Raw genomic sequence first — 14,394 nt, 5'->3', positions numbered from 1 at the left:
CGTGCTGCGACGACCCGGTTTGCGGAGACGACGTCCGGAAACGACCGCTGCATCCTTATGCCCGGACATAGCCGTCGCAAGCACGGCCTCGCTTCTGCTCGCCTATGGCCCCGGAAATTTACGGGGGCTGCGACCAAAAGACTTTGTGCTGCCCCAGTTCGGTCACCGAAAATTAAGGCTCGATTTAGTTTCGGGGATCATCCTTTGCGTCACCGAACACAGGTCACGCCATGCAAGACCGCGAGCCGATCAGTGCTGCGAGCATCTGGCCAACAGATGTGACGGAGGGTCATTCGCCGGCGCAGACGGCGGACCTCTGGGACGTCTCCAACGAGAATCACGACGCCGCCCTGCTGCTGCGGGAGCCGTTCGCCGATCGCATCGGCACCGCGCTGCTGGCAGCCACGGCCCTTGCCGCAAGCTTCGTGCTGGGCTGGACCGGCGGCGCCAACTGGCACGACTTCGCAAGCCCCGCCCCGGTCGCGGTGGCCCAGAAGGAAGCGCCTGTCCCGCAAATCGCAGAGACGCGGCCGAGCCCCAAGAACGAGGGAAGAAGCGAGGGCCCGCGGCGGACCGCGTCCAACGCGGACCCCGCCGTCACCGGCAGCATTCCCAAATCCGTAGCCAATCCACGCCCGCAGGTGCTCGGTGCGGCGCCCACGACGTTGAACGCGCAGGCCATGGCGCTCGGGCCGAAGCAGCCGCTTCCGGCCGCGCCCGAGACGCGGCCAAGCACCATTCCCGGCTGGTCGGTGGTGGAGGTCCGCGACGGCACCGCCGTGCTCGAAGGGCCGGAGGGCGTCAAGATGGCCGCGCGCGGCGACGTCGTCCCCGGACTGGGACGGGTCGATTCGATCGTGCGCTGGGGCAACCGCTGGATCGTCGCCACCGCCAGCGGATTGATCGCGACGCCCTGAGCGGGTGCGCTCGACGCACCAGCGCGTTACGCCGCCATCAGTTGCTGTTGATCACGAAACGCAGCGACTTGCTTCCGATGAACGTGACCTGATCACCCTGCCGGTGCCAGGTCGTCATCTCGCCGAGTGCGGCGAGCAGATCCTTGTCGGCCTGCGCCCGCTCCGGCGCGCAGCTGCGGTTCTCCATCGCGCCGGGAACGAAGACGATGGTGTTGCCGGCTACCGAAAACTGGCCCTTGCCGCCGTCGCACCACAGCTCGAGGATCACCTCGCCATTGTCGCCGACCTCGATCGAGGGGATTCGCTTCGAGCCCGGCATGCGCGCGGCATCGAGCGTCATCACGAAGCCGAACGGGAATTCTTCCTGGGCCTCGGCCGGAACCGCGACGACGGCCACGGCAACCAGCGCCAAGGCGGCGATGCCGCCGTTCAGAATCCGCTTCATCGACATCATGCCAGTCCTCGACATACCCCGCGCAACGCCGCCCTTGTATGGGACGAGGCTGCGATTGGCCAGAATGGCGGCGCGAGAAAAAACGCTTGAAACGCAAAATCCCCGCGGGCTCCTCACCCGCGGGGATCTTCGTTTGGGCGACGCCTCGCCTCGTTATTTCAAGACCATCGCCGTGAACGGATAGACATAGGCCTGCAAGGTCACGAACAGACCGACCAGGCACGCCAGCACGATCGAGTGCAGGAACACGTAGCGCAGGATCGAGCCCTCGTGGCCGTACCAGTTGGTCGCGGTCGAGGCGACCACGATCGATTGCGCGTCGATCATCTTGCCCATCACGCCGCCCGACGAGTTCGCCGCCGCCATCAGGATCGGCGACAGGCCGAGCTGCTCGGAGGTGATCTTCTGCAGATTGCCGAACAGGATGTTCGAGGCGGTATCCGATCCGGTCAGCGCCACGCCCAGCCAGCCGAGCAAGGTGCCGAAGAAGGGATACAGCACGCCGGTCGCCGCGAAGGCGAGGCCGAGCGTGGCGTCGACGCCGGAGAGCCGGGTCAGCGTGCCGATCGCCAACATCGCCGAGATCGTGATCAGCGAGATCGCGCAGAGGCGGATGGTGCGGCCATAATCGGCGATCATCCGCAGTGGCGAAAAGCCCGCCAGGAACCCGGAAATGATCGCGGCGATCAGCATGCCAGTGCCGGTGAACGACAGATAGGTGAAGCCGAACACGGCGCCTTCCGGGGTCGGCTTGGCCGCCACCGGCGGCATCTTGTTGATCATCTTGTCGAGCTCGGGGATCGGATAGTTCACCGTGAAGATCGAGTTCGCCCAGGTCTTGAAGGCGCCGTTGCCCCAGATCAGCATCACGATGCAGACGATGATCCACGGCAGCAATGCGGTCCAGAGCTCGCGGTTGGTGAGCGGCGTCTTGTCCATCGGCTTCGGTGCGGTCATCGTCGCCGCCGATTCATCGCGCCCGCGCAGCGCCGGCGACAGCCAGAGCTGCTTCGGCTGCCAGATCTTGAGGAACAGGATCAGCGCGCCCATCGAGATCAGCGAGGCGCCGATGTCGACGATCCAGGGGTTGATGTAGTTCGAGATCACGAATTGCGGGACCGCGAAGGAGACGCCGGTGACCAGGATCGCCGGCCAGACCTCCTTCATGCCGCGCCAGCCCGCGAATGCCCACACCACCCAGAACGGCACGATCAGCGAGAACAGCGGCAGCTGCCGGCCGACCATGGCGCCGAGGATGTAGGGATCGAGCCCGGTGACCGAGGCGAGACCCTGGATCGGCGTGCCGAGTGCGCCATAGGCAACCGGGGCGGTGTTGGCGATCAGCGACAGGCCGGAGGCCGCGAGCGGCGAGAAGCCGAGCCCGATCAGCACCGAACCGGTGATCGCGACCGGGGTGCCGAACCCCGATGCCCCTTCGAAGAAGGCGCCGAACGAAAACGCGATCAGCAGCAATTGCAGGCGGCGGTCCTCGGTGACGCCGCCGACCGCGCGCTTCAACAGCTCGAACTGGCCGGTTGCAACCGTGAGCTGGTACAGGAAGATGACGTTGAGAACGATCCAGCCGATCGGGAAGAAGCCGGAGACGATGCCGAGCACCGAGGCGCGGATCGACATGTTGGCCGGCATCGTGAAGATGAAGATCGCAATCAGATTGGTCAGGATGACCGCAATGATGGCGGCGATATGCGCCTTCACCTTTCCGCTGGCGATCAGGATCAGCAGCGTGACGACGGGAATGGCGGCCGCGATCGTCGACAGCGCCGCATTGCCGAGCGGATTGTAGATTTGATTCCAGGTATTCATCTCGGGTCCTCCCCCATGTTCTTATGCAGCGCGCGGCCTGCCTGCAGGCCGCGCGCTGGTGCGATTGCGGGAGTCCGTCTACGAAAGTTGAAGCCCCGGCTCGCGAATGAACGATCGGTAAGGATCGCTCACATCCTCGCGAAAATGGAAGGTCCCCCGTCCCTCGCCGTTAGCTGCCATGCTAGGGTTGACTCGCTCGCCGGGACAAGCCAACGCTTGCATGCCAGGCTTACGACTTTAGTCGATGTCCACTCCGATTGTCCCGATTCTTCAGGCCTTTGCGGCCCCCTTCCCCGGAGACGATAATCTGTGAACAACATTCGCTCGACACTCGCGACGGTGTGGCGCATCGCCTCGCCCTTTTTCAAATCCGAGGACAAATGGGCCGGCCGCGTGCTGCTTGGCGCGGTCGTCGCGATCGAGCTGTCGTCAGTCCTCATGGACGTGCTGATCAACCAGTGGCGCAACCGCTTCTACACCGCGCTGCAGAACAAGGACTGGGACACGTTCAAGCGCGAAATGCTGGTGTTCTGTGCGATCGCAGCCGTCTCGGTGGCCCTCGGCGTCTACCAGCTCTATTTGAATCAGTGGCTGCAGATCCGCTGGCGCAAATGGATGACCAGCAAATATCTGCGCGACTGGGTGCATGACGCCAACCACTACCGCATGCAGCTCGCCAACGACGCGGCCGACAACCCCGACCAGCGCATCACCGACGACGTCAAGCTGTTCGTCGCCCAGACGCTGGCGCTGGGCCTTGGCCTGTTGAACGCGGTGGTTTCGCTGGCCTCCTTCGTGATCATCCTCTGGGGGCTCTCGGAACTGCTGCCCCTGACCCTGTTCGGCATCGATCTCTCGATTCCCGGCTACCTGGTCTGGGCCGCCTTGGTCTACGCCATCTTCGGCACCATGCTGACGCAATGGATCGGTTCGCCGCTGGTCGGTCTCGATTTCAACCAGCAGCGGCTGGAAGCGGACTTTCGCTTCAACCTGGTGCGGGTGCGCGAAAACTCCGAGCAGATCGCGCTGCTCAAGGGTGAAGGCGCCGAGCGCGGACGGCTGCTGGATCGGTTCGGTCGCGTCGTCGCCAACTGGTATGGCATCATGAGCCGCACCAAGCGGATCACCGCCTTCACACAAAGCTATGCGCAGGCGTCGGTGGTGTTTCCCTTCGCGCTGGCGGGCCCGGCCTATTTCGTCAGCAAGACGGTGCAGCTCGGTTCCCTGATCCAGATCGCCGAGGCCTTCGGCAAGGTGCAGGACTCGCTCTCGTTCTTTGTGTCGGCCTACCGCACCTTGGCGGAGTGGCGCGCGACCGTCGCCCGTCTCGACGGCTTCGAGAACGCGATTGCGGCTGCCGAAAAGCTCGCCGACGATCCTGCCGCGATTCACGAGAAGCCCGCGGCCGGCGGCGAGATCGCGCTGCCGCAGCTCTTGGTCAAGCTGCCGAACGGCACGCCGCTGGTCGCGGCCGAGCATTTCAGCTTCCGTCCCGGCGAGCGGACACTGGTGACCGGCCCCTCCGGCGCCGGCAAGTCGACGCTGTTCCGTGCCGTGGCCGGCATCTGGCCGTTCGGCAGCGGCGCGGTCGAGATCCCGGCCAATGCCAGCCTGATGATGCTGCCGCAGCGTCCCTATCTGCCGATCGGGTCGCTGCATGACGCCGTCGTCTATCCGGGCGAGGCCACGCAATTCGAGGCGGGCCGGGTTCGCGACGTCCTCACCGCGGTCGGACTGCCGCAGCTCGCGGCGCGGCTCGAGGAAGAGGCGCACTGGAACCGGATGCTGTCGCTCGGCGAGCAGCAACGGCTCGGCATCGCGCGGGCGCTGTTGCATGCGCCGCAGTTCCTGTTCCTCGACGAGGCGACGGCCTCGCTCGACGAGCCGTCGGAAGCCGCGCTGTACAGGCTGATCACCGAGAAGCTGCCCGACACCACGGTGGTTTCGATCGGGCACCGCTCGACGCTCGGCGCCTTCCATGAGCGCAACGTCACGCTGGTCCGCGATGGCGACCGCTTCAGCTTGCGCGACACGGTGAAGGTCGCCGCGTCGTAGCGGGGACTACTGGCTCAGCCGCGGCCATGGCCTGCGGCTGACCCAGCGGTGCCAGCCATAGGCGAAGGCTGCCAGCATCAGGACGCCGGTGAGCACCGGCGCGAGCAGGAATGACCACGGCAAATTGCCGGAGACGATCAGGAGCGGACTGATTCCCGCCGGCGGGTGGAAGGTGTCGGTCACGACCATCGCCAGGATTGCAATCCCGACCGCGGCGGCGGCCGCCCAGGCATGCGGCCCGGTCAGGCACAGCACCGCAAAGCCAGCCAGTGCGGACACCAGATGTCCACCGATCAGAGCGCGCGGCTGGGCCGGCTCGGCCTCCGGCGATCCCACCACCAGCACGATCGAGGTTGCGAACGGGATCACGCCCAGCGGATATCCGGCCGCAACGGAGAACCACTCCATCGTGCCGATCGCGATCGCGCCGCCGAGGCCCGCCACCGCGCCCGCAAGCAGGTCGCGCCGCCCTACCCGCATCAATGCCTTCACCGCGGTCCGGTCCGATGCCATGAGCCTTGCCCACAAAAACAAAGGGGGCGGCAGATTACTCTGCCGCCCCCGCGATCTCCGAGAGGAGAAATTACTTCAGGCTGGACGCCGCCGTCAGGTCGACCGAGAGCTTGGCGATGCCTGCCGCGCCGCACCAATTGGAGCCGGTGCCGAGCGGGTTGATCGGGGTCACGTTGGTGGTGCCGCCAGCGGTATAGTCGCTGGTGAAGGCGCTGCAATCACCCTTCGACATGTCGGTGTCGGAGTAGCGCAGATCGAGCGTGAACACCTTGTAGGTGAAGCCGATACCGATGTTCCAGGTGTTGTAGTCGGCATATTTGATGCCGTTCGGGAACGCCGGAACGCCGTAGAAGCTGTCCGAGGTGCCGAGCCACTGCCGGCCGAACTCACCCGAGACATACATGCCGACGCCGCTGGTGCCGAACACGGTGCTCGGCGCGGTGTACTTGCCGATGATCGAGGAGTAGTTGCCCCAGGCACCGGTGTTGAGGAAGTTCGGCGAGTAGTACTCGTTGATGGTGAACGCCCAGTTGTCGTTGATGGTCCAGGTCGCCTTGCCGTAGACTTCGAAGAACGAGACGTCCTTCTTCATGACATTGCCGTTCGGCAGGAAGTTGGCGGCGCACTGCGCGCTGAGCGGGTTGTTGGCGGTGTCGACCGGCGCGCCGTAGTAGCAGGTTCCACCCGGATACAGGTAACCCCAGACACCGATGTCGAAGGCGAAGGCGCCGAAGGTCGGGCGGATACCGCCGTAGACGTCGACTTCGGCCGCGGCGCGGTTGGCGAAGGAGATGCTCTCGGTCGAGGTACCGATGTAGAGCTGCAGGTCCTTGTTGACGTTGTAGCGCGGCTCGAAATACGCGGTGACCGACGGATTGTGGTTCGACTGGGTGACGCCGCGGAAGATGTAGTCGTTCATGATGCCGGCGCCGAAGGCGATGTCCCAAGGATCGAAGGGAGCCGGCGGCGGCGCCTTGACGGCCTTCACCGCCATGTCAGCTGCCATTGCCGAGCTCGAAATCATTGCTAGCGCCGTTGCTAACAAGGCCAGTTTCTTCATGACGATCCCCATCTACTTGTCCAGACAGCCCAGCTCCGTGGCCCCCCAGGGCGCGCGATAACGGACTGCAACTAAATCGCGTGGGTTCAATCTGCAGGTCGTGCACGGTAGCGTGAAGCAAAAAAGACATGCATGTGCCGACTTTTTAGGCGTTCCAGCCATTCTGCCGCACGTTGACTTGCGGGTGTTGCATTTGCACCACAAAACAGTTGCTCCCGTAGCGGTTGAGCCGGGCACCGGAAGTGGGGGATGAGCAACAGCCGGCCCGCTGCGAAAGCGCCGAAGCGAATCGCCGTACCCGCAAAAACACCGGCCGCCGTCGTGGAACGGAATCGTGGAACGGAAAAAGCCGCAGCGGCGTCCGCTGCGGCTTCGGTCAGGTGAACCTCTCAGGGATAGCTGCGGCTAGTGGTGCTCGCCGCTATCAGAGGTGCCGGCGCTCCAGCCCGGCGCGGGTTCATGGCTTGGCGTCGCCCAGCTCGGGGCCGGCTGCGGCGCGGGCTCGGGGGCCGGGGGCGCAGCGACCGGCGCAGCCGGCTTCGGCGCGGCGGCCTTCTTCGGAGCGCTCTTCTTGGCGGCTTTCTTCGCAGCCTTGGGAGCAGCTTTCTTGGGGGCCGCTTTCTTCGGAGCAGCCTTCTTGGCCGCTTTCTTTGCAGTCTTCTTGGCCGACTTCTTGGCTGATTTCTTCGCCGCCTTCTTGGCGGATTTCCTGGCGGATTTCTTCGCGGCCTTCTTGGCCGACTTCTTCGCCGCTACTGCCTTCTTGGCCTTTTTGGCCTTCTTGCTTTTCTTCGCCTTCTTCGACTTCGCCATCGTGGTCCTCCTGTTGCCGCTGATTTGAGTCCACCGGGCGTATTGAAGTGATCGCTTGCCGGACGTTGGCTGCACCTCGGAGAGAGGCCCCTCCACTTCGCTTGTCGGGCATGACGGCCGCGCGATCGCTTCGCGTCTGTGGCAAGGAAGCGCCGGTCCTTCACGTTGCATCAGGGCAAGGCTGGGGTCCGGATCATGCTCGAGTGGCAGTCGATCAATTCAATCCTGGCCGGGGACCTCCTGTCGCCCAATCGAGAAGCTCAATCGTGTGCACCACAGGAACTGACGTACCGCCGGCAATCTGAACCATGCACCCAATATTGCCCGCAGCGATCATGTCCGGTTTGACAAGCGCAATATTGGCGACCTTGCGATCGCGCAATCTGCTCGCAATGTCGGGCTGGAGAATGTTGTAGGTCCCCGCCGAACCGCAACACAAATGGCTCTCAGGTACATCTTTCACCACGAATCCATTCTTGGAAAGCAATTCTTTCGGTAGCTGAGTTATTTTCTGGCCATGCTGCAACGAACAAGCCGAATGATAGGCGACGGTGACGTCGCCTATCTGCGTTGAAGGCGTGAGCTCGAGGCCAGCGAGATACTCGGTGATATCCTTTGCCAGCGCCGAGATTCGCGCGGCAGGCTCAGCGAATGTTTTGTCCTCGCGCAGCAGGTAGCCGTAGTCCTTGACAACTGTCCCACAGCCCGAGGTCGTCACCAGGATGGCGTCGAGCCCGTTCTGGTCCGCTTCCCTTTGCCACACCGCGATGTTGGCTTTCGCGCGCGCCAGCGCGTCGTGATCCTGCCCCATGTGATGGGTCAGCGCGCCGCAGCATTGCTCGTCCTTGACCAGCACCACCTCGACGCCGTGCCGGGTCAGGACGTTGATCGCGGCCTGGTTGATGCGCGGCGCCAGCACCTGCTGGGCGCAGCCCTGCAGCAGCGCGACCCGGCCGCGGCGCCGGCCGATCGGCGCAAACACGGTTCCGGCTGATGGACCCGGCTGCGGCAGGCCGCGCGGCGCGAGCGCCAGCATCGCCTTGATCCGCCGCAAGAGGCCCGGGTTCGACGCGCCGACCGAAGGCGTCGGCAGCAGCGCCGCGAACGGACGGGCGAGCCCGGCGAGGATCATGCTGATCCGGAACAGGCCCGGCCGCGGCAGCACGAAGGCGAGCACCGACCGCAGCAGCCGCTCGGCCAGCGGCCGCTGGTAGTCCCGCTCGATCCCGACCCGGGCCTGGTCGACGAGGTGCATGTAGTTCACGCCCGACGGACAGGTGGTCATGCAGGCGAGGCACGACAGGCAGCGGTCGATATGCTTGACCACGTCTGCTGTCGGCGGCTTGTCCTTCTCCAGCATCTCCTTGATCAGGTAGATGCGGCCGCGCGGGCTATCGAGCTCGTCGCCGAGCAGCACATAGGTCGGACAGGTCGCGGTGCAGAAGCCGCAATGCACGCAGGCACGCAGGATCTTGTCGGCTTCCTTGATGTCGGGATCGGCGAGCTGCGCCAGGGAAAACTCGGTCTTCATGCAGCCCCGCCCCGCCTCATCCGGCCGCGGTTGAGGATCGATCTCGGATCGAAGCTCCCCCGGACCCGTTCGCCGAGCGCGGCAAGGCCGGCCGCCTGCGGCTGGAACACATCGACCGCACGGCGCACCTCCTCGCCGGCGCGGATCAGGGTGGCGTGCCCGCCGATCGCCTCGACCTGGCCGCGGACCAGCGCGGCCTGCGCGTCGGCGCTCTGCGGCACTGCAGCCCAGATCAGCCCGCCGCCCCAGTCGTAGATCACGTCGCCACCGGTTGCGCGCGACAGCGCCTGGCCTAGCGCGCCGCCGGCGGCCGGCGGGCAAACGATGCGCCACACCGGCCAGGCCCCGAGCGCGCCGTTCGCCGCAAACGGCACCACGTCGCGCAGCGCGCTCCAGATCGCAGCCGAAGCGTCGTCCGCGAGGACGTCGACCGCCCCATAGGAAGATAATGTCTGGGTCAGCGAGGCCGCCCGGTGTGCCACTGAGGCCGAAATACCCTCGAGCCGCACCAGCGTGACGGCCTGGCCGGAGGCGGCAAGGCTGCCGAGCGCACCGGTCCCGGATCGCAACACTGAGCCTGGAAGGTGCGCCGCGCCAGAAACGTCGAACGGCGAGCCCAGCGCCGCCGTCATCGCCTGGTTGGCGGTGGCGTCGTCGAGGGAGCGCAGCACCAAGGTCCGCTCGGCTTCCGGCTTCGGCATGACCTTGAGCGTCACCTCGGTCATGACCGCGAGCGTGCCCCAGGAGCCGGTGAGCAGCTTGCAGAGGTCGTAGCCGGTGACGTTTTTCACCACCCGTCCGCCGGTCTTGAAACTGTCACCGAACCCGGACACCGCGTGCGCCCCGAGCAGATGGTCGCGGGCGCCGCCGGCCTTGATGCGTCGCGGACCGGCCAGGCCAGCGCCGATCATGCCGCCGATCGTGCCGGCTCCCGCAGTGCCGAGCAGCACCGATGTGTCCATCGGCTCGAAGGCGAATTGCTGGTTCTTGGCGTCGATCAGGGATTGCACGTCGGCGAGCGGCGCGCCGGCCTGCATGGTGATGATCAGCTCGTTCGGCTCATAGGAGGTGACCGCGTTGAGCACCGAGACGTCAAGCACCGCATTGGTCGCCATCGGATGACCGATGGCGCGCTTCGATCCATGACCAATGACCTCGAGCGGCTGCTCGCCGGCGACAGCCGCGCGCACCACCTCTTCGACGTCCCGGGCATCCCTGACTTTGAGCGTTTCCACAGGCTAGGCGGTATCGAAATTCGGCTCCGAAATCAAATGCGCGCCGAACAAATCTCTGAATGCGACGGTGATCTCGACGGAACGGCCCGGTGGCGGGGGCCTAGACCGTGGAAACGGGGTCAAGCCGCCTTGCCCGGAACGTCCCGCTCAGCTCAAAAATCCGCCGCCCCGCGAAAGGCAGGAGCACGATATTTCCGCCTGTTCCGGCGTGCTGGTCGGCAAGCCCCGATGTCGGGACATTCCCCGTGGTCCGGTTTCCGCCACGACACTTCGGCCATGATCGAACCATTTTCACGACATCGACAATTCGACCATCACCGAACTGGGTTCGCCGAACGATCCATTATCTCTCGCGTCGCGGTTCGGCCCGGCTAGACGGTTGGTGCGAACCATCTGGAGGCGATCATGAAACGTTCGGAAGTCACGACCACGACGATGATGCCCACCCGGCGATCGGCCATCGGCTCTTTCGCGATCATGGCGATCGCCGGCGTCTCGTCCTGGGTCGGATCGCAAGCTCGATCGGAGCAAAGCAACGGAGGAATGCAAATGAAACACTATGCGATGAGCACGAGAACCATCAGCGATGCGATCAACACATCAGGCCTTCTGGTGGTGGCGCAATGGGAAGCAAAGGAGGGACAGGCCGACAAGGTCGCGGCAATTCTCGACGGCTTCCTGCCCGAGGCGCAGAAGGACGCCGGCACCAAGCTGTTCCTGATCGGCCGCGGCAAGGACAATCCGGCGCAATTCCTGTTCTACGAATTGTTCCAGGACGAAGCGGCGTTCAAGGCCCATCAGGAGAGCGCCTACTTCAAGACCTACATCGCAGAGCAAGCGCTGCCGCTGCTCGCCAAGCGCGAGCGGTCTCAGTACGTGCTGATCTGAACGATGCAGACGTCGCCTCAGCGCCGCGGCACTTCGATCACGATCGAAATGATCGTTGGAAACTGAGCCCGCCGGAACGGGTTGTCGGGACACGATGTCCCGGCATTCCCGGAACTCGCCCGATCCAATGACGGTGTTCACATGACAGATGACAAGGCGGCGTCGAAGCTTGATGCCCGAGAACAGCATTTCCTCATTCCGGGCCCTCGCGACGGGCTGTCACTGTTCCTTCGTTTCCTCGCGGGAAACGGCAGTGACGGCACGCCGCGCCGTGCCGTGCTCTACGTCCACGGAGCGACGTTCCCGTCGGCGCTCTCGGTCGCGCACCGCTTCGACGGCCGGTCCTGGCGCGATGCCCTGGTCGACGCAGGCTTCGACGTCTGGGGTCTGGACTTCTACGGGTTCGGTCATTCGGACCGCTATCCCGAAATGTCGCAACCGGCAAAGGAAAATCCGCCACTCTGCACTGCCGATGACGCTGCCGCGCAAATCGGGACTGCGGTGCGCTTCATTCGCGGCCACCAGGGTATCGAAAGGCTTTCGCTGATCTCTCATTCCTGGGGCGCGATGCCGGCCGCGAAATTTGCCGGGGCCCACCCGGCGCTGGTCGACCGCCTGGTGATGTTCGGACCGATCGGACGTCGCCCCCCGCGGCGCTACGAAGTGCCACCGGCCTTTCCCGCCTGGCGCATCGTGACCGTGGAAGACCAATGGAATCGCTTCATCGAGGACGTGCCGCCACACGAGCCGCCGGTGCTTGCTCGCGCCCATTTCGAGCAATGGAGCGAGGCCTATCTCGACAGCGATCCGGAGAGCCGCCAGCGCGACCCGGCCGGCGTCAAGACGCCGCTCGGTCCGTTCAGCGAGATCCTGCAGGCATGGCACGGCAAGCTCGCCTACGATCCGGCGAAGGTCCGCGCCCCGGTCGCAATCATCCGCGGCGAGTGGGACGGGCTGATGCTCGATGACGATGCCCGATGGCTGTTCGACGCATTCTGCAACGCCCCCGAAAAGCGCGACATCAAGATTTCGCGCGGCACGCATCTGATGCACCTCGAGACGAGGCGTCATGCGCTCTGGCGCGAAAGCGTCAACTTCCTCCGAAGCGACGAGGCCGCTTCGGCAACCACCTGAACAGTGGAAAGGACAGACCATGTTCTCCGTCATTTTCGAAGTTCATCCCAACGACGGCCGCAAGGACGACTATCTGGAGCAAGCCAAGCACCTGAAGCCGATCCTGGAGACGGTCGACGGCTTCATCGACAATGAGCGATTTGAAAGCCGGCTCCGGCCGGGCTGGATTCTGTCGCACTCGACCTGGCGTGACGAGAAATCCGTCGTGCGCTGGCGCACCGAGGGCGAACACCATGCGGTGCAGGAGAAAGGCCGTTTCGAGATCTTCTCGGACTATTTCCTGCGCATTGGCGACATCACCGCCGATACTGCGCCACCGGCCGGGATCCCCGTCCGCGAACAGCGCTTCGACGAGACCGAAGTCGGCACGTCAAAGATCGCGACCTTTACCGAGATCACGCCGGCCAAGGGAGCGACCTTTGCAACCCAGATCGACCTGCTGCCGGCGTATCTCGGCCTCGACATCAACAATGGTGACGTCACCGATCATGACATCTGGAGCAGCATCCACAATCCCGGCAAGATCGCGCTGCTGATCGGCTGGACAAATGCCGGGGCCGCGGGCAACTGGCAGCCGAAGCGGATCGAAGGCATCGAAAGCCTGCGCCATCGCATGGTCCGTGTGGTGCGCACCTACGGCCGTTTCGACCGTCGCGAGGCGCCGCAATTCTATCCCGACGTCAAGGGGCGGGAGACCAAGCATGCCGTGATCGCCAGGAAAGCGGCAGGCGCGGCCGGCTAAACTATGACGCGACGCTGGGCTGGCTGCAGCTCGGCGCCGCTCGACTGTCCCGCTCGAGTTCCCGCAACATCGAGCCTTGCGCGCAACTCGACCCGCTCGGGCGAGCGGCGCCAGAAGCCTATGATCGAGCTCCGCGCCAGCGCTGCCGCCTCGAGCTGCTCGACCTGGCCGCGGAGCCGGAGCGCGTGTTTCTCGACCAGGTGCCAGGACGCAACGGCAACGCCGAAGGCGAGCGGCAGGCTGATCAGGATGTTGAGATACCAGTGCTGAACGCCCGGACCGAAGGTCGCAATGCATTGCTGGATGACGAAGCCATAGAGATAGAGCCCGTAGGAGTAATCGCCCGACGAGACGATCCAGCTCCGCCGAGGGTTCATAAGGCCGAGATAGCACGCGACATAGGCGGCCGGCACTGGCGCCAGCGCGTCACCGCGTCCGGTGGCCATGGCGGCGGCGCACAGCACCAGCGCGCACAGGCAGACGGTCCGATTGAACGGCACCTTGTCGCGCCAGAGGTAGAAGCCGACACCGGCGAGGAAGCAGAACACCAGAAGATGCGGGCGAAGCTGGATCGGCACCTCGTCCCAGCGGTAGAGGTCGTAGCCGGCGAGCCCGATCTGCGCGATCACCATGAACACAAGATACGCCATCCTGTTGAAGCAAATCGTGGTCACCGCGAGCAGCGCCAGGATGACGTAGCACCACAATTCATACGGCACCGTCCAGAGCTGGGCATTCACCAACTCAGGCAGCGGATTGTGCAGGAATACGCCCGGCAGTTCGTAATGGATGTCGCCGACGATATTGAGGAAATAGGCGTGAAATTTCGGGTCGGCGAGATATTGCGCCAGTGGCAGCTCAGTGAAGAGCGAACCGATGATGACGGCCGACAGCGTGGTCTCGACCGCGAGCGCCGGTCCGATCCGCAGCACGCGCAGGCCGAGGAAGGAAATCAGGCTCTTGCACCTCAACAGGCTCGCCGTCACCAAAAAGCCGCTCAGGGCAAAGAACAGCGCAAGCATCATCGCGACGCCGATGCGAAGCGTGCTCTGGATCTCCAGCGCCCGGCCGAGCCCGAGCGTCACGTTCAGGCTGTGCAGGCCGATGATCGACACCGCCAGCGCAATCCGCATGTAGTCGAATCCCGCGGGCCGATTGCGCGAAAGCGCCAGCTGATCGGCCAGGCTGGGCATCGATGTGTTGCCGAAGACATGCATCTTGGGAAAAT

General features: G+C 64.6%; 13 protein-coding genes. 5 read left to right on the top strand and 8 right to left on the bottom strand.

Annotated features, from left to right (window positions below):
- The first annotated feature begins 230 nt into the window (after positions 1-230).
- Positions 231-917 carry a hypothetical protein gene (locus tag HAP48_RS21950; RefSeq protein WP_166210039.1) on the top strand — a complete coding sequence of 229 codons (687 nt, stop codon included), beginning with the start codon at positions 231-233 and terminating at the stop codon, positions 915-917.
- 37 nt (positions 918-954) lie between these two features.
- On the opposite strand, the gene HAP48_RS21945 is transcribed toward HAP48_RS21950, so the two are convergent.
- Positions 955-1,362 carry an META domain-containing protein gene (locus HAP48_RS21945; protein ID WP_420869906.1) on the bottom strand — a complete coding sequence of 136 codons (408 nt, stop codon included), beginning with the start codon at positions 1,360-1,362 and terminating at the stop codon, positions 955-957.
- Between the two features lie 162 nt (positions 1,363-1,524).
- Positions 1,525-3,195 (bottom strand): L-lactate permease, encoded by a 1,671-nt coding sequence (locus HAP48_RS21940; protein ID WP_166210045.1) that lies wholly within the window; start codon positions 3,193-3,195, stop codon positions 1,525-1,527.
- A gap of 309 nt (positions 3,196-3,504) precedes the next feature.
- Between HAP48_RS21940 and HAP48_RS21935 the strand changes: the two genes are divergently transcribed.
- Complete coding sequence (locus HAP48_RS21935) at positions 3,505-5,250, top strand: ABC transporter ATP-binding protein/permease (protein ID WP_166210048.1); 1,746 nt, start codon at positions 3,505-3,507, stop codon at positions 5,248-5,250.
- Between the two features lie 6 nt (positions 5,251-5,256).
- Here the strand turns inward: HAP48_RS21935 and HAP48_RS21930 are convergent, their stop codons facing one another.
- The 5 genes from HAP48_RS21930 to HAP48_RS21910 all read right to left on the bottom strand — a co-directional run bounded on the left by HAP48_RS21930 (position 5,257) and on the right by HAP48_RS21910 (position 10,402).
- Positions 5,257-5,763, bottom strand: a complete 507-nt coding sequence (locus HAP48_RS21930) for an HPP family protein (RefSeq protein WP_166210051.1) — start codon at positions 5,761-5,763, stop codon at positions 5,257-5,259.
- 70 nt (positions 5,764-5,833) lie between these two features.
- Positions 5,834-6,823: a TorF family putative porin gene (locus HAP48_RS21925; protein WP_166210054.1), complete on the bottom strand. Its 990-nt coding sequence runs from the start codon at positions 6,821-6,823 to the stop codon at positions 5,834-5,836.
- Positions 6,824-7,228: 405 nt separating this feature from the next.
- Entirely contained in the window at positions 7,229-7,636 is a 408-nt protein-coding gene (locus tag HAP48_RS21920) for a histone (RefSeq protein WP_166210057.1), read from the bottom strand.
- A gap of 214 nt (positions 7,637-7,850) precedes the next feature.
- A complete protein-coding gene (glcF, locus tag HAP48_RS21915) occupies positions 7,851-9,167 on the bottom strand; it encodes a glycolate oxidase subunit GlcF (RefSeq protein ID WP_166210060.1) in 1,317 nt (438 codons plus the stop codon).
- Entirely contained in the window at positions 9,164-10,402 is a 1,239-nt protein-coding gene (locus HAP48_RS21910) for an FAD-binding protein (RefSeq protein ID WP_166210063.1), read from the bottom strand. Before HAP48_RS21910 ends, glcF begins: the two co-directional genes overlap by 4 nt.
- Before the next feature lie 549 nt (positions 10,403-10,951).
- Here HAP48_RS21910 and HAP48_RS21905 point away from each other — a divergent pair.
- The 3 genes from HAP48_RS21905 to HAP48_RS21895 all read left to right on the top strand — a co-directional run bounded on the left by HAP48_RS21905 (position 10,952) and on the right by HAP48_RS21895 (position 13,166).
- Positions 10,952-11,290 carry a putative quinol monooxygenase gene (locus HAP48_RS21905; RefSeq protein WP_166210066.1) on the top strand — a complete coding sequence of 113 codons (339 nt, stop codon included), beginning with the start codon at positions 10,952-10,954 and terminating at the stop codon, positions 11,288-11,290.
- A 141-nt stretch (positions 11,291-11,431) separates the two neighbouring features.
- Positions 11,432-12,424 carry an alpha/beta hydrolase gene (locus HAP48_RS21900; protein ID WP_166210069.1) on the top strand — a complete coding sequence of 331 codons (993 nt, stop codon included), beginning with the start codon at positions 11,432-11,434 and terminating at the stop codon, positions 12,422-12,424.
- A gap of 19 nt (positions 12,425-12,443) precedes the next feature.
- Positions 12,444-13,166, top strand: coding sequence for an antibiotic biosynthesis monooxygenase family protein (locus HAP48_RS21895; RefSeq protein ID WP_166210072.1), 723 nt, complete (start codon positions 12,444-12,446; stop codon positions 13,164-13,166).
- Here the strand turns inward: HAP48_RS21895 and HAP48_RS21890 are convergent.
- Positions 13,163-14,359: an acyltransferase family protein gene (locus tag HAP48_RS21890; RefSeq protein ID WP_224496538.1), complete on the bottom strand. Its 1,197-nt coding sequence runs from the start codon at positions 14,357-14,359 to the stop codon at positions 13,163-13,165. The genes HAP48_RS21895 and HAP48_RS21890 overlap by 4 nt on opposite strands.
- Positions 14,360-14,394 lie beyond the last annotated feature (35 nt).

This window comes from Bradyrhizobium septentrionale (assembly GCF_011516645.4).
Classification (GTDB): Bacteria; Pseudomonadota; Alphaproteobacteria; order Rhizobiales; family Xanthobacteraceae; genus Bradyrhizobium; species Bradyrhizobium septentrionale.
Note: the sequence above shows the minus strand (reverse complement) of the source record. Positions and strands in the feature narration are given on the sequence as shown.